The 18573-nt window shown below is 61.1% G+C and carries 16 protein-coding genes; 12 read left to right on the plus strand and 4 right to left on the minus strand.

What is annotated here, in order from left to right:
• Positions 1–7: 7 nt before the first annotated feature.
• From lepB to BLW03_RS09195, 8 genes are all read left to right on the plus strand, one after another.
• Positions 8–688, plus strand: coding sequence for a signal peptidase I (gene lepB, locus BLW03_RS09160; protein ID WP_244502023.1), 681 nt, complete (start codon positions 8–10; stop codon positions 686–688).
• A gap of 333 nt (positions 689–1021) precedes the next feature.
• Positions 1022–1402, plus strand: a complete 381-nt coding sequence (locus BLW03_RS09165) for an MFS transporter (RefSeq protein ID WP_074653535.1) — start codon at positions 1022–1024, stop codon at positions 1400–1402.
• Positions 1403–1469: 67 nt separating this feature from the next.
• Positions 1470–3020 (plus strand): hypothetical protein, encoded by a 1551-nt coding sequence (locus BLW03_RS09170; RefSeq protein WP_074653536.1) that lies wholly within the window; start codon positions 1470–1472, stop codon positions 3018–3020.
• Between the two features lie 45 nt (positions 3021–3065).
• A complete protein-coding gene (locus BLW03_RS09175) occupies positions 3066–4562 on the plus strand; it encodes a glycoside hydrolase family 125 protein (RefSeq protein WP_074653538.1) in 1497 nt (498 codons plus the stop codon).
• Positions 4563–4640: 78 nt separating this feature from the next.
• Positions 4641–5861, plus strand: a complete 1221-nt coding sequence (locus BLW03_RS09180) for an XdhC family protein (RefSeq protein WP_074653540.1) — start codon at positions 4641–4643, stop codon at positions 5859–5861.
• Positions 5858–6523: a nucleotidyltransferase family protein gene (locus BLW03_RS09185; protein WP_074653542.1), complete on the plus strand. Its 666-nt coding sequence runs from the start codon at positions 5858–5860 to the stop codon at positions 6521–6523. Before BLW03_RS09180 ends, BLW03_RS09185 begins: the two co-directional genes overlap by 4 nt.
• A gap of 211 nt (positions 6524–6734) precedes the next feature.
• On the plus strand, positions 6735–8288 hold the full coding sequence (crtI, locus tag BLW03_RS09190) for a phytoene desaturase family protein (protein WP_074653543.1): 1554 nt from the start codon (positions 6735–6737) through the stop codon (positions 8286–8288).
• Positions 8289–8353: 65 nt separating this feature from the next.
• Positions 8354–9940 (plus strand): phytoene desaturase family protein, encoded by a 1587-nt coding sequence (locus tag BLW03_RS09195; RefSeq protein ID WP_074653545.1) that lies wholly within the window; start codon positions 8354–8356, stop codon positions 9938–9940.
• 23 nt (positions 9941–9963) lie between these two features.
• Here the strand turns inward: BLW03_RS09195 and BLW03_RS09200 are convergent, their stop codons facing one another.
• On the minus strand, positions 9964–10785 hold the full coding sequence (locus BLW03_RS09200) for an alpha/beta fold hydrolase (protein ID WP_074653547.1): 822 nt from the start codon (positions 10783–10785) through the stop codon (positions 9964–9966).
• A gap of 11 nt (positions 10786–10796) precedes the next feature.
• The gene (locus BLW03_RS20615; protein ID WP_170834905.1) at positions 10797–10946 is read right to left on the minus strand and encodes a hypothetical protein; all 150 of its coding nucleotides are present in this window, start codon (positions 10944–10946) and stop codon (positions 10797–10799) included.
• 14 nt (positions 10947–10960) lie between these two features.
• Between BLW03_RS20615 and BLW03_RS09205 the strand changes: the two genes are divergently transcribed.
• The 3 genes from BLW03_RS09205 (at position 10961) to BLW03_RS20845 (ending at position 14507) form a co-directional block, all read left to right on the plus strand.
• Positions 10961–12007: an ATP-dependent DNA ligase gene (locus BLW03_RS09205; protein ID WP_244502024.1), complete on the plus strand. Its 1047-nt coding sequence runs from the start codon at positions 10961–10963 to the stop codon at positions 12005–12007.
• A gap of 76 nt (positions 12008–12083) precedes the next feature.
• Positions 12084–12506 (plus strand): TOBE domain-containing protein, encoded by a 423-nt coding sequence (locus BLW03_RS09210; RefSeq protein WP_074653550.1) that lies wholly within the window; start codon positions 12084–12086, stop codon positions 12504–12506.
• Between the two features lie 147 nt (positions 12507–12653).
• Positions 12654–14507, plus strand: coding sequence for a YXWGXW repeat-containing protein (locus tag BLW03_RS20845; RefSeq protein WP_244502025.1), 1854 nt, complete (start codon positions 12654–12656; stop codon positions 14505–14507).
• Positions 14508–14586: 79 nt separating this feature from the next.
• On the opposite strand, the gene BLW03_RS09220 is transcribed toward BLW03_RS20845, so the two are convergent.
• Positions 14587–15636 carry an alpha/beta hydrolase gene (locus BLW03_RS09220; RefSeq protein ID WP_074653553.1) on the minus strand — a complete coding sequence of 350 codons (1050 nt, stop codon included), beginning with the start codon at positions 15634–15636 and terminating at the stop codon, positions 14587–14589.
• A 62-nt stretch (positions 15637–15698) separates the two neighbouring features.
• Positions 15699–17036: an Nramp family divalent metal transporter gene (locus BLW03_RS09225; protein ID WP_074653554.1), complete on the minus strand. Its 1338-nt coding sequence runs from the start codon at positions 17034–17036 to the stop codon at positions 15699–15701.
• Between the two features lie 96 nt (positions 17037–17132).
• Here BLW03_RS09225 and purD point away from each other — a divergent pair, with 96 nt between their 5' ends.
• Positions 17133–18437 (plus strand): phosphoribosylamine--glycine ligase, encoded by a 1305-nt coding sequence (purD, locus tag BLW03_RS09230; RefSeq protein WP_074655893.1) that lies wholly within the window; start codon positions 17133–17135, stop codon positions 18435–18437.
• Positions 18438–18573: the final 136 nt, after the last annotated feature.

Raw genomic sequence — 18573 nt, forward strand, 5'->3', positions numbered from 1 at the left:
GGCCCGTATGGGCAATGCGTTCGCGGACGCCCTGGGGCAGGTGGTGGGATCGCTTGCGCGCCTGACGGTGGTCTCACTCTTCATCATCACGTTCCTCGTGCAGCCCTCGCAGATCCCCACCAGCTCCATGGAACCGACGATGCTTGTCGGCGACTTCGTCCTGGTGAACAAGCAGGTCTTTGCAACACCCGGCCACTGGCGCTGGCTGCTGCCCTACCGCGAGCCGCGCCGCGACGACATCATCGTCTTCCACTACCCGGTCGACCCATCGGAACTGCTGGTGAAACGTGTCATCGCCACGCCGACAGACCGCATCCACCTTCGCCGAGGGGCTGTCGTCCTCAATGGCAGGCCCGTCGCTGAGCCCTTTGCCGCGTACTCTCCTGCGGAACGCTCCGCCTACCGCGATGAGTTCCCTAACCTGCAGCGTGCCGACCCGGCAGCCGAAGCGACATGGTGGATCGAGCTGCGGCATCGCATTCGCGGAGCCGATCTACCAATCCCGGACAGCCGCTACTTTGCCATGGGCGACAACCGCAACAACAGCCAGGACAGCCGCTTCTGGGGCTTCGTGCCCCGCGAAAACATCGTGGGCGAACCACTGATGGTCTACCTGAGCACCGAACGCACGACCGGATCTGCACGAGGGCGGCTGCGCTGGGATCGCATCGGCATGGTGCTGCGATAGGCAGCCGGATGCCGACCCCACCAGACTTGTCATCCTGAGCGGAGCGTAGCGAGGTCGAAGGACCTGTATTCCGGTTGCAGCCACAGAGGTGCCAGGCATGCCTTCCATATGTTTGCCGCCATTAGGCAGAATGCAGGTCCTTCGACTGCACTCCGCTGCGCTGCGTTCCGCTCCGGATGACAAACTCTCTTTTCGACTTCGCTACGCTTGCTCAGGATGACAAGTCGGTGGGGGCTCGAGGAAGCGCCGGGACACGAATCTGCCCGGCCCCTCGTAATTCCCACTAACCGGCAATGCATCGCCGCCACGGCTCCGGTAATCTAAGAGCACACTATGCGCCTCTTCCGCGCCACCATTGCCGCTCTCTTCGGCGCTTTTATCGCACTCGCGTTCTACCTTGCGTGGTTCTTCCGGATCACGCACCACGACACGCCATGGGATGGCGCGCCGGTAGGATTCATTGCGCTGACAGCGGTAATCGCGGTGATCTGCGGCCTGATTGGCGGCTACCTGGCTGCTGTGCTCGCGCCGGAGACACCGCGCGGATCGGCAGAGGGCGCTGCTGGCTTCATCGCACTGGCAGCGCTGTTTGCGGAGACGCACACGCCCGGCCAGCATCACTACGCGCAGATGGTCGCGCTGCTGGCACTCGCTCCCGCAGCTTATGTCATCGGCCGCACGCGCCAGCCCAGGCTCGCAGACACGTCCTCGTAAACAGACTGACCCGGGTCAAACCGTTCCAAACTTCTGGCGCTCCGCGTGCGGTGCTATGTTTTGAGCGATGAGCTTCCGACCCTCGCGCCGCCGCTTCCTTGAGACATCCTCCCTCGCTGCTGCGGCCCTTGCGCTGCCGTCTATCTTGCACGCGCAGGACGCTGGGCCCTCTCCAGTCACGCTGAAGATCGGCTCGGGGGTTGGTCCGAAGGTGCCGGTGGACTTCATCGGCCTCTCGTACGAGAACATGCAGCTTGAGGATCCGACGTTCTTCGCACCGGAGAATATCGGGCTGGTGCAGCAGTTCCGCAACATGAGCGCACGCGGCGTCCTGAGGCTTGGCGGCAACACCAGTGAGTTCGGATGGTGGCAGCCCACGCCGGAGACACCCGCTCCCAAGCGAGTCGATTCGCCCTGGAAGCATGAAGGCGAGCCGACCTCTGCAACGGTCTTCGCCATCACGCCCAAGGCCATCGACAACCTGGACGGCTTTCTGAAGGCGACAGGATGGACCTGCATCTACGGCCTGAACCTGGGCTATGGCACACCGGAGACCGACATCGCCGAGGCGACGTACGTCTTCCACAAGCTGGGTTCGCGGCTGCAATACTTTCAGGTGGGCAACGAGGTCGACCTGTTCAAAGGCCACCTTCGTGATCCCGAGACATGGAACGTGGACGCCTACCTGGCGGAGTGGCTGAAGATCGCGCGCGCTGTGCAGAAGGCGCTGCCGGCCGCGAAGTTCGGCATCCCGGACGTAGCCAGCGATGTGACCTGGCTGCCGCAGATCGCCGAACGCTGGGCCGGCCTTGAGGACAAGCCGAACGTCATCACCCTGTCGCACCACTACTACTGGAGCGGCCCGCCCTCAAATCCCGCAGCCAACATCGAGAACCTGCTGAAGATCGACCCGAAGGTCGCGAAGCATGCGGCTATGACGAAAGAGGCTGCGGTAAAGATGGGCCCATCGGTCACCTGGCGCATGACCGAGGGCAACACCGTCTATCGCGGCGGCAAGAGTGGCGTGAGCGACGTGCTGGCAGCCGCCCTGTGGGGCGCGGACTACCTCTTCCAACTGATGAGCGATGGCTATTGCGGAGTGAACCTGCATGGCGGGTCGGGCCACGCACAGGCCGTCTCAGTCGGCGGCGTCTTCCATGGTGAGGCCCTGATGAAGGACCCGACCGCCCCTCACCCCAAGCCCTTCTACACGCCCATCGCCAACGAGGGTACGCTGGCCGGAGCAGGTGTCGACGGCAAGCTGAACGGCAAGTACGTCATGGAGCCGGCGGGCTACGGCATGAAGTTCGCCGCAGCCTTCGCAGGGTCTACGATGCTTCCGGTCGAGTTCGATCCGGGCGGTAAGAACGCCGTTGCCTACGCGGCAAAGCGGCCCGACGGCAAGACGATCGTCGCCATCCTGAACAAGGAAGCAAGTGAGCCGATCCGAATCACGGCTCCGCAATTTGAGACGATTCACGTCCTGACCGGATCCGCTCTTGATTCCCCGGAAGCCCATGTAAATACAGTAGTTAGAGAGACAAGCAGCAGACGCTCGGCGACCGGCCAAATCTTCACACTTCCGCCGCACATGGCGACGCTGATCGTGCTGAACTAGGCCTCGGACAATCACCCCAAGACAACCGCTCCGACATCTGTTCGAATGCTCATCGTGAATGCATTCGTCGAAGCAGGCTCTCTGAACCGCCGCAAGCTGCTGAAGTCCGCAGCGATGCTGGGCGCTGCGCAGGTTGCGCAGACGCTGTTACCCGCGCCCATGCTGGGCCAATACACCAAGCGCGACCTGACGACTCGTCCCGCGCCTGAGGCCCGTCTCTTCCGCTCCGCAGCGGTCGAAGAAGCGATCACGGTCGTCGGCCGGTCGATGGTTGATTCGGAGCTGCGAACGATCTTCGCCAACTGCCTGCCGAACACGCTGGACACGACCGTCTTCCACGGCACACGCGGCGGCAAGGCGGATACCTTCGTCATCACCGGCGACATCGACGCGCTGTGGCTGCGCGACTCCTCCGCGCAGATGCACCCCTACCTGCCCTTCGTAAAGCAGGACGCTGCGCTGGCTCGCCTGATCGTAGGGCTGATCCACAGGCATGCGCAGTGCATCCTGCTGGATCCTTATGCCAATGCGTTCCGCCGCAACCCGAACGACTCCCCGCTGGACTGGGCCGTGAAGGATGCCACGGATCACAAGCCCGGCGTGGGCGAACGAAAGTGGGAGGTCGATTCGCTCTGCTACCCCATTCGCCTGGCACATGGCTACTGGAAGGCGACGGGCGACACCAAGGCCTTCGACAGCGAGTGGGTCGCCGCCGCAACGCTGACCATCAAGACCTTTCGCGAACAGCAGAGGCAGCATGACCGCGGTCCTTATCATTTTCAGCGGTCGGCGAAGAGTCCCACGGACACCGTAATGCTCGATGGCTACGGCGCGCCCACGCGGCCCAATGGCATGTTGCATTCCATCTTCCGTCCTTCGGATGATGCGTGTACCTATCCACTGTTTGTTCCGGCGAACCTGTTTGCGGTGGTCGCCCTGCGGATGTTGGCGGAAATCGCATCCGCGATTCACAACGTCAAACTCGCAGGCGATGCCACCGCGCTTGCGGACGAGGTACTCGTTGCAACGGCTCATCATGGCCGCGTGACGCATCCTCGCATGGGCGAGATCTGGGCTTACGAGATCGATGGTTTCGGCAACGTAAACCTGATGGACGATGCCAATGCACCCGGACTGCTCTCCATCGCGTACCTGGGCGCGACGGGCCGAGACAGCAACGGCCAGCCCGAAGATGCACTCTACGCAAGGACCCGTGCTTTCGCGCTGAGCGATGAGAATCCCTACTTCTTCAAGGGCCGCGCCGCAGAAGGCATCGGCGGTCCGCACGTCGGTCTGGGCTTCATCTGGCCGATGAGCATCACGATGCGGGCGCTGACCAGTACGGACGACGCAGAGATCCGCACCTGCCTGCGCACGCTGCGCGACTGCACAGCTGGCACCCATTACATGCATGAGGCCTTCCACAAAGACGACCCCACGAAGTTTACGAGGCCGTGGTTCGCATGGGCGAACACGCTCTTCGGTGAGCTGATTCTCAAGCTCCATCGCGAACGCCCGGCGGTCCTGCGCGAGCCTCTCTAGCGGACCAGAAGTCCGCCGAATGCCCTGTCCCCGGCCATTTGCTCATTCGCCCCCGGCAGGCGCGTCTAAACTGAAGCTATGAGCCTCAAGGAACGCCGTGATGTCGTGGGACTGTGCCAGGCAGCCGGGTCCGGCGCGAGCGGCGTGCTGTTCAGCCTGGTGGCTGTACGTGGATCGTCCTACCGGCGATCCGGCGCACGGCTGCTGGCGCTGCCGGATGGACGCGCTGCCGGAACCTTGAGCGGTGGCTGCCTGGAAGCGGAACTACTGCGGCGTTCCGCCTGGTTCATTCGCGATGGCGCGCGCCTGGAACACTTCAGCACATCCTTCGATGACACTGCGGAGATTCCGTACGGCCTGGGCTGCGGCGGCGAGTTGGACCTGCTGGCAGAGCCACTCCATGCACCCGAAGCCGTCGCGCTCGCAGACGCCCTGCATGCCACCTTAAACGGCGAGCATCGCACCATCGCCACGCTGCTCCCGCAGGACGGTCAGCCGCTACAGCGCTTCGTGATGGATGCGCATGGCGATGTGCTCTTTGCGAGTGAATCTATCGAGACAGAAGACATTGTGGAGTACCGCCGAACCGCATTGCGCGCAGCGCACGGGAGTATGACAGGCCGCATCTTCACGGAGCGGATCGATCCGGCGCAGCGCCTGGTCATCTTTGGCGCGGGTGAGGATGCTCGCCCGCTGGCTCAACTGGCGCATGCGATGGGATGGGCTGTGGCCGTGGTGGACAGCCGTGCGGACCGTGCTGCGACCTCCCGCTTTCCTTCAGCAGAACAAGTACTTGTTGCGACCGATGTGGCCTCCGTGCCGGTGCACGCACACGACGCCGCCGTGCTGATGACGCATTCGTATGAGCAGGACCGGCGACTGCTGGCAGAGCTGCTGCCTCTGCAGCCTCGCTACCTGGGCGTACTGGGCGCGCGCCACCGGTCTGCTCTGCTGTTATCGGAAGCCGCCGAGCTAGCCGGACTGCCGTTGGCCGATGCACTGGAGCGCACGCATGCTCCCATTGGACTGGAACTGGGCGGGGACGGACCAGAGGCTGTGGCCCTCTCCATCGTCGCGCAGTTACAGCGAATCTTCACGCAGGACACGGCACCGCCATATAACCGCAGCGCCGAGACTGTCGCGCCAAGACGCATGTCTTTGGATGATCTTGAACATCTGCTTGCGGACGGGCCCGCGCGTCCCGCGGTAGAGAACTGCGCGATCTACACGGAAAACGAAATTTATGTGGAGACCGTGATTTCAACGTCGCCGGCAGACCGACCTGGGGTTAACGGATGAGCCGCAAGGTGGCCGCACTGGTGCTGGCGGCCGGCGGATCTTCGCGTCTGGGCCAGCCGAAACAACTGGTGGAATATCACGGGGAGCGCCTGATCGATCGCGCCATCCGCATCGCGCGGGAGGCGGGTGCCTCGCCAATCTTCGTCGTGCTGGGTGCCGAGTACGAAAGCATCCTGAAAGTGCTGACCCCGTTTGACAGCACCATACGCATCCTGATCAACAAGGGATGGAAGCGCGGTATGGCTTCATCCATTGCGCTGGGTGCATCGGCCGCGGAGCGCGTGGGCGCGGACGATCTGCTGATATTGACCTGTGACCAGGTCTCAGTGACGCGGGAACACCTGAAGAAACTGATGGAGTCGTCGCGTCGCGAGCATGTGGTGGCCTCGTACTACTGGGAACGGCGCGGCATTCCCGCGCTGTTTCCGGACTTCGCCTTTCACGCTCTGCAGGAACTGACCGGCGATACGGGCGCACGCGATCTGCTGCAGGACGACGCTGTCTTCACGGTACCGCTGCCCGGCGGCGAATTCGACGTGGATACGCCGGGAGACCTCGAACGCCTGCGCGCGATGGAGCACGACGCCGGCCACAAACGGGACACCACCAGCCCTGAACCAGAGGGCAATCCGTCAGCGACGGCAGGCACGTCTGGCTTCTGACGGGCGACCCTGATGGCAGCTTGCGCCGTACCAACGAAGTGGCCATCTGGTTGCCATGTAATCGAGTGCTATCAAAAAGTATTGCGTGTGGAGGACACCACGCGCTCTTATGCCTGAATCTGACATACAACACCAGCGTGATCTCCGCGCTTCCGCCATTGCTGCCGGAAGCGTAACGTGAATCAACTGTTGGATGTATCGAGGGAGCGCGTTGGACAAGCGTGTTGTCATAGTGGGTGCGGGACCGGGCGGACTGGCATCTGCCATGTTGCTGGCGTCGTCGGGCGTTGATGTCACGATCGTTGAGAAGCGCGACCACGTGGGCGGTCGCACCAGTACGTTCGAGCAGGACGGCTTCCACTTCGACTACGGTCCAACTTTCTTTCTATATCCGCGCGTTCTGCGGGAGATCTTCGCGGCTTCCGGCTACTCGCTGGAGCGTGAAGTACCCATGGTGCGACTGGATCCGCAGTACCGCCTGGTCTTCGGCCAGGGTGGTGAACTACTTGCGACCGGCGATCAGGAGCGCATGAAGGCCGCAGTCGCGCGGCTGTGTCCTGCCGATGCGAAGAATCTCGACCGCTTCATGCGGGATAACCGCGACAAGCTGCAGAAGTTCCTGCCCTTCCTGGAGTCGCCCTTCGAAGGCTGGAGTGACCTGCTGAAGCCGGGCATGCTAAAGCTGCTGCCCATCTTGGCGCCATGGCGTTCGCTGGATGACGAACTGCGGCAGTACTTCAGCGATGAACGCATCCGGCTGGGCTTCTCCTTCCAGTCAAAGTACCTGGGCATGTCGCCCTTCCGCTGTCCGGGCCTGTTCTCCATCCTGTCGTTCCTCGAGTATGAGTATGGTGTCTTCCATCCCATCGGCGGCTGCGGCGCCATCACGCGCGCCATGGCCCACATCTGCGAAGAAATGGGTGTCAAGATTCTCTGCGACGAAGCTGTCGAAGGCATCGAGTTCACCGGTCGCAAGGCAACGGGTGTGAAGACCGCAAAGCGTCAACTGAAGGCGGACGCCGTTGTGATGAACGCCGAGTTCGCCGAAGCTGCGCGACGGCTGATTCCACAGCATCTGCGTTCGCGCTGGTCCGACGACAAGATCGAGAAAAAGGACCATTCCTGCTCGACCTTCATGCTCTACCTCGGTATCGAGGGGCGCTACGACGACGTCTCGCACCACACCATCTACCTGTCGAAGGACTATCGCGGCAACCTGCACGACATTGAAAAGAACCATATGCTGTCGGCTGATCCCTCGATCTATGTACAGAACGCCAGCGTCAGCGATGACACACTCGCACCGCAGGGTATGAGTTCCCTGTACGTCCTTGCGCCCGTGACACACGGCTGCGATGGCGTGAACTGGGAGCGCGATGTTGCCCCCTTCCGCGAACGCGTGCTGGACCAGATGGGCAGCATCGGCATGGGCGATGTACGCAAGCGCATCCGCACGGAACGCGTTCTGACACCGGCCAACTGGGCGGCAGAGTTCGCCCTGCACAAGGGCAGCACCTTCAGCATGGCGCACAGCCTGAAACAGATGCTGCACCTTCGGCCGCACAATCGGTTTGAAGAGACCGAGGGTGTCTACCTCGCAGGCGGCGGCACGCACCCGGGTTCGGGTCTTCCTGTGATCTTTGAGTCTGCTCGCATCTCCGCGCAGTTGATGCTGGATGACATGGGTCTCAAGCACGCGTGGAACTTCGATCGATCCGCCTTCGACCAGTCGCATCTGCAGGACCGCGACCTCGCAGTGCAATAGGCTAAGGCACCGATCTTTGAAATACCCGTATTACCGTTAAGGGGCTCGGCCCCAGGAGTTCGCACATGCGCGTTGCAGTCATTGGTTCCGGTCTCGCAGGTCTTGCCGCAGCAGCAACACTTGCGGCACGCGGCTACAACGTTGAAGTCTTCGAGAAGAATCCGTGGCTGGGCGGCAAGGCTGCCGTGCTGCAGGAGCAGGGCTTCCGCTTCGACATGGGCCCAACCATTCTGATTCAGCCGTCGATGCTTCGCAAGATCTTTGCCGAAGCAGGCCGCAAACTGGAAGACTACCTCGCCATGGTGCGGCTCGACCCTTCGTGGCGATGCTTCTTCGAAGACGGCACTGTCATCGATCTGAAGGATTCCACACCAGAGATGATCCGCTCGCTGAACCAGAAGCAGGCAGGCCTTGGCGACAAGTATGGCGAGTTCCTGAAGGTCAGTGAAGATCTCCACGACATCAGCGACAAGTTCTTCTTCTGGAAGCCAGTCGGCTCCATGCTGGACACGCTCGACTGGCGCGGCGCATTCGACATCAACGTGCTGAAAGACGTGATGAAGATGCGCATGGGCAAGACCGTCAGCGGCGTCATCCGCGAGCACATCAGCGACGACAACACAGCCCAGATGCTGGACCACTTCGTCCAATATGTTGGTTCTTCCCCGGATGCATCGCCCGCGATCCTTTGTGCGATCGGTCACATGCAGACGCAGGAGGGCATCTGGTATCCCATGGGCGGCACGCGCGCTGTGCCGGAGGCGCTGGTCAAGCTTGGCGAAGAGCTCGGCGTGAAGTATCACGTGAACGCCGACGTCGCACGCATCGAAATCAAGCAGGGACGTGAGGCGAAGGAAGTCACCGGCATCACGATGACAACGGGCGAGCGTTACAGCTTTGACGCTGTCGTTTCCAACGAAGACGCGGTGCGCACCTATCGCGAACTGCTGAAGGACACCGACGCCAGCGCAGCCTTCGACCGGCGCAAGAACTGGGAGCCTGCGTGCAGCGGCGTGGTGCTCTATCTTGGCCTGAACAAGCGCTACGACCACATCGCACATCATGACTTCGTCTTCTCGCGCGATCCGCACGAGGAGTTCAACGCAATCTACAACCTGGGTATGCCGGCGCCTGATCCGACGTGCTACCTCGCGTCCACAGCACGGACAGAGCCGGCGACCGCGCCGCCGGGAGGCGATGCTCTGTACGTCCTGGTCCACACGCCTTATCTAAGGCCCAATCACGATTGGCGCAAGATGTTCCCGGGCTATCGCCAGGTCATTCTCGACAAGCTCAAGCGCACCGGAGGCATGCCCGATATCGAAGACCGCATCGTCTTTGAGCACGCCCTGACGCCGCAGGATATTCACGACCGTTATCGCGTTCTGGACGGAGCCATCTATGGCCTGAGTTCACACGGCCGCATGAACGGCGCCTTCAAGCCGTCGAATGTTGTTCGCGGCATTGAGGGTCTGTTCCTTGCAGGTGGAGCGGCGCACCCTGGCCCCGGCATGCCCATGGTGATGATGAGCGGATGGATCGCAGCCGATGCGCTCGACCGCCTCTATCAAAAGGGCAGTTCTACTAACCATTTCAGCGCTGCCGATCGAAAAGTGATTCAACGCGAAGAGGCAGAGACGATCAGCTTTTAGCCTGCATCTCTGCCCCTCTGCGACTAGCCCTGAATAAACTTCAGGATCTCCGCATTCACCGCATCCGCATCCACCGCGCACATACCGTGCGGTTGCCCCGGCAGGACGACCAGTGTGGAGCCCGGTACCAGCGTGTGGCCGATCTTCGCCGCGTCGTCGATGGGAACGATCTGGTCGTCGTCGCCGTGCAGAAAGAGCACGGGAATCTTCAGGCTCTTCAGGTCTTCGGTGAAGTCCGTCTCGCTGAACGCTTTCACGCAGTCATACAGGCCCTTGATGCCGCCCTGCATGCCCTGGTACCAGAAGTTGTCGATGACACCCTGGCTCTTCCTGGCACCGTCGCGGTTGTAGCCATAGAACGGGATCGCGAGGTCCTTGAAGTACTGTGAACGGTCGCCCAGAGTACCGGCGCGAATGCCGTCGAAGACATCGATCGGCAGGCCACCGGGATTCTTCTCGCTCTTGAGCATGACAGGCGGAACGGCGCCGATCAGGATCGCCTTCTTCACGCGCGAGGAGCCGTGACGGCCAAGGTAGTGCGCGACCTCCCCACCGCCCGTGGAGTGGCCGATCATGATGGCGTCCTTCAGATCCAGAGCTTCAAACAGCGCCGCCAGATCGTCCGCATAGGTGTCCATTTCATTGCCGTCCCACGTCTGCGTGCTCCGGCCGTGGCCGCGACGATCGTGCGCAATCACGCGATAGCCCTTGCTGCCCAGAAACATCATCTGCGGATCCCAGGCATCGGCGTTCAGCGGCCAGCCGTGGGAGAAAACAACCGGCGTACCGGTACCCCAGTCCTTGTAGAAAATCTCTGCGCCATCTTTGACCTTGATCGTTGGCATCTGTCTGCTCCTTAGTTGAGGGTTGAACCCTGAAGATCGCATTCCACGGGCCGCGTGTCCACACGAAGCTGTGTGAAAGTACGACGACCAAAGCTGCCGTCAGTCCACGTCGCCGCGACCGGATCCTGCATCCAAACCGGCTGTGAGTCTGCCTCTGTCATCCCCGATTCTTCCCATGCTCGCTAAGCGCGTGGACGCGATTCCAGGCGAAGGTGCCTGGAGTTTTGAGCCGAAGTGGGACGGTTTTCGAGCGGTCATCTTTCGCAATGGTGATGAACTGCTGATCCAAAGTCGCGATGGCAAACCTTTGGACCGCTACTTCCCGGAGCTGCGAGGACCGCTGTTGCAGCAACTGCCGCAGCAATGTGTTCTGGATGGCGAAATCGTCATCAAGCGCGCGAGTGGCCTGGACTTCGACGCCCTATCGCTGCGCATCCACCCGGCCGCTTCACGCGTGAAGACGCTGGCAGCGCAGATGCCCGCATCCGTTGTCTTCTTCGATCTGCTGTATGCAGACGACCGCGATCTACGAGACGCGCCCTTTCACGAACGACGTGCGGAATTGGAACGCCTCCTCGCGAAGGCCGAGGCGCCGCTCCACTTGACTCCCGCAACACGTGAGCAGGCTGTTGCACAGGACTGGTTCACACGCTTCGAAGGTGCCGGGTTGGATGGTGTGATGGCCAAGCCTCTGGAAGGTCCGTATACGCCGGACAAACGCACCATGCTGAAGGTGAAGCATGAGCGTGATTGCGACTGCGTCGTAGCCGGTTTCCGCTGGCATAAGGATGGCGAGGGATCGGCAGTCGGATCTTTGCTGCTCGGACTCTATGACGATGCTGGTGCGCTGCAGCACGTGGGTGTGTGTGCAAGCTTCACAGGAGCGAAGCGCAAAGAGCTCGTTGCATTCCTGGCACCCTATCGCGAAGACGCCCTGTCGAATCATCCATGGGCAAACTGGGCCGATGAAGCGGCGCAAGCGAGCGGACGCATGCCCGGCGGGCAGTCGCGCTGGAGCAATGGCAAAGATCTAAGCTGGCAGCCGCTGCGCATTGAACTGGTCGTTGAAGTCGCCTATGAGCACATGCAGGGAGATCGCTTCCGGCACCTGGCGCATTTTCGTCGTTGGCGTCCAGACAAGCCCGTGGGACAGTGCACCTACGCGCAGCTCGAGGTCGTACCACCGCAGGAATTGATGACCATCTTCTCCGGGGAGCGCTGAACTCAATAGCGGTTGCGAAACATCCGTTACACGCATCGTGCTTCCCTGTTGCTATCCATACGCGCACAATAAAGCCATGCCCACTTCCGCCAACACTCCGCTCCTGACGCCGCGCGAGGCAGCCCACATGCTTGGCATCAGTTATCCCACCATCAAGCAGTGGATCCTGAACGGAAAGCTTGCGACTACGGCCACCCCGGGCGGCCATCATCGTATCGCGTTGAGCAGTCTCAAGCCGCTGTTGCAGCAGGATGCCAGGAAGCCCGCGGCGGAGTCGCGCGAGCGCTTTCGAAAGGTCAGCGGGCGCAATCAACTCATCGGCAAAATTGTCAGCGTACGGATTGACGGCCTGCTGGCGCAGGTGGTTCTGGCCGTCGGTGATGCGGAAATCACAAGCATCATCACCGCCGATGCAGCGCGCGATATGCAACTTAAAAAAGGGGATACAGCCGCTGCCCTGGTCAAGTCGACTGATGTGATGATCGAGCGGATGGACTAAGTCTGAGCGCAACCTTAAGAACTGCAGGAGATCTCTCCACCTCTGCCTCCATTAGCGCAACCTTTGCGGTTACCGGTGTTTGTAAAGAGGTGAACGACGGACGGTCTGACCGCATCTGACGTTCCCGAGGTACGTATGAAGAACTCGATGTTTCGCACATCTGCGCTATTGATCTCCAGCATGAGTTTACTGCTGACCGGATGCAAGAACAATCAGGTTGGCCAACCCGCGCCTATTGTCGACGGAAATGCAGCCTTTAGCGATCCCGCCGCGGCGAACCTGATCGGCACACAGGTGGCTGCAGCCAGCTATGAGAATCAGCCGCAGAGCTCCGCTACCAGCTATGCTCCACTGGCGCCTGCGCCGCCGTACGGGACTTCGCGCCAGAATGAGGCCTACCAATACAACACCCAGCCAAATCAGGGACAGCCGACGCAGGGCTACCAGCAGGGTTACGCAGGCGATCCGCAAAGCGATGCCGATGAGTACGACCAGTACTCTCAGTTGTTAGACCCCGGCGACGGCGCAACGCAACCGCCACCCCCGCTGCCCGCTGATTACCAGCAGCCACCGGCTCCCGGCCCGGACTATCTGTGGACGCCCGGCTACTGGGATTATGCCAACACGGGCTACTACTATGTGCCTGGAACCTGGGTTGCTGCGCCCTACCAGGGTGCTCTGTGGACGCCTGGCTGGTGGGGTTATGTGGGTCATCGCTATCGCTTCCATCACGGCTATTGGGGACGCCACGTCGGGTACTACGGCGGCATTAATTATGGCTTCGGTTACATCGGCTTCGGCTACCAGGGTGGTTACTGGAACGGGGACCATTTCTTCTATAACCGGGAGGTCAACCGGGTTGATCCGCGGCGCGTAAACAACTACATCTACAGCCGCAACATCAGCGTGACGAATCGCGAATACATCAACAACACCCGCGTCTCGTACTACGGGCCGGGAGGCCTGAACCGTCGACCCGCACCTCAGGAGTTTGCCGCACTGCGAGAGCAGCACACGGCCCCCATGCAGGCGCAGATCGAGAATCGCCGCGTCGCGGAAGGAAACCGCCAGCAGTTCTTCGCGGCCAATAACGGTCGTCCGGCCACAGTGTTCGCGGCACGTCCACTGCAGGCCGACCGCAACATCGCAGCTCCGCCCCGCACCATGGTCCCGAACTTCGTCAACAACGGCCACCCTGGTGTGCCGAATGTACAGATGCCTGCAACTGCATCGCCCCAGCAGCGTCAGCAGTTCGAGCAGCAGCGCATGCAGCAACAGCAGGCAAACGTGCAACAGATGCAACAGCGCAACCTGATGGATCAGCAGCGGCAGCAGAATCTGCAGCAGCGCGGCCAGAACATCCAGCAGCAACAGGCCAACGTCCTGCAGCGTCAACAGTTCCAACAGCAGCAGCGCGTACAGCAGCAGCAGGCCAACGTGCAGCAGATGCAACAGCGCCAGCAGATGGAACAGCAGAGTAACCAGAATCTGCAGCAGCGTGGTCAGAACATCCAGCAGCAACAGGCCAACGTCCAGCAGCGCCAACAGCTGGAGCAACAGCGCCAGCAGATGCAACAGCAGCGTCAGCAGGCCGCGAACGTACAGCAGCAGCAACGACAGCAGCAGACGCAGCAGTTAAATCAGCAGCGTCAACAACAGCAACAGGCCAACGTGCAGCGTGAGCAGCTCGCGAACCAGCAGCGTCAGCAGCAGGAGCAGCAGCGCGTGCAGCAGCAAGCCAATGTGCAGCGAGAGCAACTCGCGAATCAACAACGCCAGCAACAGATGCAGGCGCAACAGCAACAACGTGCACAACAGATCCAGCAACAACAGGCACAGCAGCAGCAGCGCGTACAGCAGATGCAACAGCAGCAGCACGTTCAGGAGCAGCATCAGCAATCGATGCAGGCACGCCCCGCGGCACCTGCACCGCATTTTGAGGCTCCCCATCCAGGGCCTGCCCCGCATGCGGAAGGACCCCACGGTGGACCGCACCACTAGATGCAGGAACTCTAAACAAGAACGCCCCTCGCGAAATGCGAGGGGCGTTTTCCTTTGCGCTGCTTCTCGTTCTCTGTGGCTACCTCCCTAATTGCATGTTGAAGAAGCTGGCCATATAGCCCCAGGCTTCGCGTGTCTCCGGCAGCGTGCTGTTGTTCCAGAAGACGTGTGGCAGCGCTTCGAAGACGATCAGTCGCGCATCCCCACCGGCCTTCAGAAACGCACGATGCATATTGCTGGTGCTGCTCAGCAGCAGGTCTCGCTCACTCGTGATGAAGAGTGTCGGTGGCATACCACGCAGGTCCGCATAGATTGGCGATAGGACAGGATCCTTCGGATCGGTTGCGCCAACGTACTCACTGTTGATGGCGCCGCTCGCAACAGGGACATAGCCGCGCAAGCCATCGGTGTTGTAGAGCGACCGCGTGTCACCGCCTTCATCCATCCCGGCCTGTGTTGAGAAAGGTCCCAAGGCTGCAGGCATTGGCAGCTTCAACTGCTTCAGCTTCACCGCAGTCTCAAGCGTCAGACCGGCCCCCGCAGAGCTGCCAAAAATCCCGATGCGATTCGCTTTATAGGTCTTCAACAGTTCGCGATACACCGCGACTGCATCATCCACAGCCGCAGGGAATGGATGTTCCGGCGCCATGCGGTAGAGCACACTGACCACACGTGTGCCCGTCAGACCCGCAACAGGAATCGACTCAGAGTAGGAGCCCGAATCAGCGTTGAAGCCGCCGCCATGCAGGCAGATAAGGACGCGATCGGTGTGCTGCAGCTTCGACGGGATTACGTCCCGCACCGGAACGCCGGCAACGGTCTTGTCCGTGATGGTAGCCGGGAACATCTTCAACAACTCATCGCGATGTTTGGCCTGCGATGTATCGAGCTGCGAGCGACGCTCGGCAAGAGTCTGCGGCACGCTCACATCACCGGCCGGACGGCTGAGCCACGCCTGCGCCTCCGGGCTGATGGTGCGTGGCAGCGGCATTACTCGCTGCATCCGCACCGTACCATCGGCTTCTGTCACCGCGTGATTCGTTGTGATGGAAGAGGCGGGCGAGCCCTGTTGCGATTGAGCAGTCAGCGTAAACAGAGTTGCGAGCAGGACGAGATAGGGAGCGCGCATTGCGAAGATCTCCTGGAGTAGCAGGAGAACTTTACTTCAGATCCCGTTGCTCTGCAGAGATCTCAAGCGCTGAACATCTGCCAGAGCAGGACACAGTTGAGGCCGATGATAAGCGACGCTACCAACCAGCCTGCATAAGCCGTAAAGCGGTTGTTGCGAAACTCGCGCATGACGGTCTTCCTTCCGGTAAGGATCAAAAGCGGCACCAGTGCGAACGGTATGCCGAATGAAAGCACTGCCTGCGACAGCAGCAGCACCTTCAATTCATCCAGGCCCATGGCGATGACGATGATCGCGGGGATGACGGTAATCAGTCGTCGCAGGTAGATCGGGAATCTCACTTCCAGGAAGCCTTCGATGACGACCTGCCCTGCCAGCACACCGATTGTGGACGATGACAGGCCACTGCACAGCAGCGCGACAGCAAAGGCGACCTGTGCCAGCGAACCCAGCAGCGGTCCCAACGTCTGGTGCGCACCTTCCAGCTTGCTGATCGCAGCCTCTGGAACGCCAGACAGCGCGGCTGCGGCCATGATGAGCATGGCACTGTTGATGAGCCAGGCGCCATTCATGGCGACGATGATGTCGATCCGCTCAAACTTCAGATAGCGGTGGCGGAAGTCCTGCAGTTTCGCAGATGCTTCGGCCTTCGCCATGTTGGTGCTGACACCGTGTTGTACGAAGCTGGTCATGCGCGGCTGCATCAACGACGAGTGCAGGTAAATGACATGCGGCATGACCGTCGCACCCAGCATTGCGACGGCGATGTACAGCGTCTCGTGGTTCAGGTGTGGGACGAGGACGCCACGCGCCGCGCGCGACCAGTCCGGATGCACCAGGAAGATTTCGATCGCGTAGCAAAAGCCAATGGCACTGACCAGTGCAATGATGATGCCTTCAAAGTGCCGGAAGCCACTCTGATTCAACGCAAGCAGAAGGAAGACGAACACGGTCGTCGCCAGCGCGGCCAGCAGCATCACCGACGTTCGATTCATCCCATGCGCCAGGAAGTATGGGCCCACTAGCAGGTAGAAACCGAGCGCAGCCCCAAGGAACTCAGCAAGGTCGGTCGCGATGGCACTGACCTCCGCACCTATCCACAACACCCAGACCACCGGTCGTGAAAAATGTTCGCGACAGCATTGCGGTAGCGTGCGGCCGGTTGCAATGCCCAGCTTGGCGGACAGGTACTGCACCAGCATGGCCATCGCATTCGACCACAGCAGGACCCACAGCAGGGTGTAGCCGTAGCGTGCGCCGCCCACAATGTTACTGGCGAAGTTGCCGGGGTCAATATATGCGACCGAAGCAACGAAGGCGGGCCCAAAATAAGCCGACAGCTCACGCAGCGTAATGCGAGGCTTGGTTACTTCCACCGTTCTGTCCGGATTTAGGCTCACCTAAATCAGTATAGTGCAGCAACCGTCTGCGATATAACCGGAGATAGAGACAAACAGCGTGGGGTACCTCGCGCAGCAAGTGTTGTGGAGGATGCATTGAAGGTTCTGGTCATTGGTGGCGGCGGGCGTGAGCACGCAATTTGCTGGGCTCTGCGGCGTTCCGCCCGCGTGACGGATGTCGTGTGCGCACCGGGCAATGCCGGCATTGCCGCCGTCGCGACCTGCGTTCCCGTCCTTCAGGACGATGTGGCGGACATGCTCCGCGTCGTCAACCAAACTGAGCCACAACTGGTAGTGATTGGACCAGAAGTACCGCTAGCCGCTGGCATCGTCGATGCCCTTGAAACACGCGGCGTCCGTGTCTTTGGACCTACACGGGAAGCCGCACAGCTCGAGAGCAGCAAGGCCTTCACGAAGGACTTCCTGCAGCGTCACAACATCCCAACGGCCCGCTACCGTACGGTTCACACCATGGAAGAGGCGCGTGAGGCGCTTCCTCAGTTCTCCCTGCCCATCGTGGTCAAGGCAGACGGACTGGCGGCGGGAAAAGGTGTCGTCATCGCCGCAACGCAGGCGGAAGCCGATGCCGCCGTCGTGGAATTGCTGCCGATGAACGGCTCCGTGGTCATTGAAGAATTTCTGGAAGGCGAGGAACTCTCGTTTTTCGCGCTGTGTGATGGAACGCACGCCATTACCATTGCCGCCGCGCAGGATCACAAGCGCATTGGCGAAGGCGACACTGGTCCAAACACAGGTGGCATGGGGGCCTACTCTACTGATGCCCTGTTGCCAGACGAACTGCGGACGTGGCTCCTTCGGCATGTGGCCCAGCCCACTGTGGACGGCATGCGTGCCGAGGGCACTCCCTTCAAAGGCATCCTCTTCTGCGGCATCATGATGACCCCGGCGAAGGGCGTCGCAGGCGAGAATGTCGTCAGCGGCTTCGCTCCGAAGGTGCTCGAGTTCAATACTCGATGGGGCGATCCCGAGACCCAGGCGATCCTGCTTCGCATGGAGACGGACCTGCTGGACCTGGTGAATGCTTCGATCGATGGCACTGCCGATGAAATCTCTGTGAAGATGAAGCCCGGCGCCAGCATCTGTGTGATCCTCGCCAGCGCCGGATATCCCGCTGGCGCGGAGAAGGGTGTCGCGATCCACGGCCTGGATACGAGCACGCCCGCCGGCGTTGAAATCTTCCACTCCGGCACGGCGTTGAATGCAATTGGCGACACCGTCACAGCAGGCGGGCGCGTGCTGGGTGTCACAGCACAGGCCGAAAACCTCCGCCGAGCCAGCGGAAAAGCCTATGACGCGCTCGCGGGCATCAGTTTCCGAGGCATGCAGTTCCGGCGCGACATTGGCTGGCGCGCCTTGAATCGAGAGCGCGGCCAGGGTTGATGCTGGCATAACAACAGCCTGTGATTACCTACGGCCCGGGCCGCTGGAGTGTGCTCGCAAGAGGCAATAATCGGACAATTGGCCGCAGATGGCGCATAAGTCCGCGCGCTGCAGTTCGTTGACCTTACTCGTTTGC

The organism is Terriglobus roseus (assembly GCF_900105625.1).
GTDB classification, from domain to species: domain Bacteria; phylum Acidobacteriota; class Terriglobia; order Terriglobales; family Acidobacteriaceae; genus Terriglobus; species Terriglobus roseus_B.

Coding starts and splice junctions, on each gene's coding strand:
- lepB (WP_244502023.1), top strand. CDS start 8: ATGGGCAATGCGTTCGCGGACGCCCTGGGGCAGGTGGTGGGATCGCTT.
- BLW03_RS09165 (WP_074653535.1), top strand. CDS start 1,022: ATGCGCCTCTTCCGCGCCACCATTGCCGCTCTCTTCGGCGCTTTTATC.
- BLW03_RS09170 (WP_074653536.1), top strand. CDS start 1,470: ATGAGCTTCCGACCCTCGCGCCGCCGCTTCCTTGAGACATCCTCCCTC.
- BLW03_RS09175 (WP_074653538.1), top strand. CDS start 3,066: ATGCTCATCGTGAATGCATTCGTCGAAGCAGGCTCTCTGAACCGCCGC.
- BLW03_RS09180 (WP_074653540.1), top strand. CDS start 4,641: ATGAGCCTCAAGGAACGCCGTGATGTCGTGGGACTGTGCCAGGCAGCC.
- BLW03_RS09185 (WP_074653542.1), top strand. CDS start 5,858: ATGAGCCGCAAGGTGGCCGCACTGGTGCTGGCGGCCGGCGGATCTTCG.
- BLW03_RS09195 (WP_074653545.1), top strand. CDS start 8,354: ATGCGCGTTGCAGTCATTGGTTCCGGTCTCGCAGGTCTTGCCGCAGCA.
- BLW03_RS09200 (WP_074653547.1), bottom strand. CDS start 10,785: ATGCCAACGATCAAGGTCAAAGATGGCGCAGAGATTTTCTACAAGGAC.
- BLW03_RS20615 (WP_170834905.1), bottom strand. CDS start 10,946: ATGACAGAGGCAGACTCACAGCCGGTTTGGATGCAGGATCCGGTCGCG.
- BLW03_RS09205 (WP_244502024.1), top strand. CDS start 10,961: ATGCTCGCTAAGCGCGTGGACGCGATTCCAGGCGAAGGTGCCTGGAGT.
- BLW03_RS09210 (WP_074653550.1), top strand. CDS start 12,084: ATGCCCACTTCCGCCAACACTCCGCTCCTGACGCCGCGCGAGGCAGCC.
- BLW03_RS20845 (WP_244502025.1), top strand. CDS start 12,654: ATGTTTCGCACATCTGCGCTATTGATCTCCAGCATGAGTTTACTGCTG.
- BLW03_RS09220 (WP_074653553.1), bottom strand. CDS start 15,636: ATGCGCGCTCCCTATCTCGTCCTGCTCGCAACTCTGTTTACGCTGACT.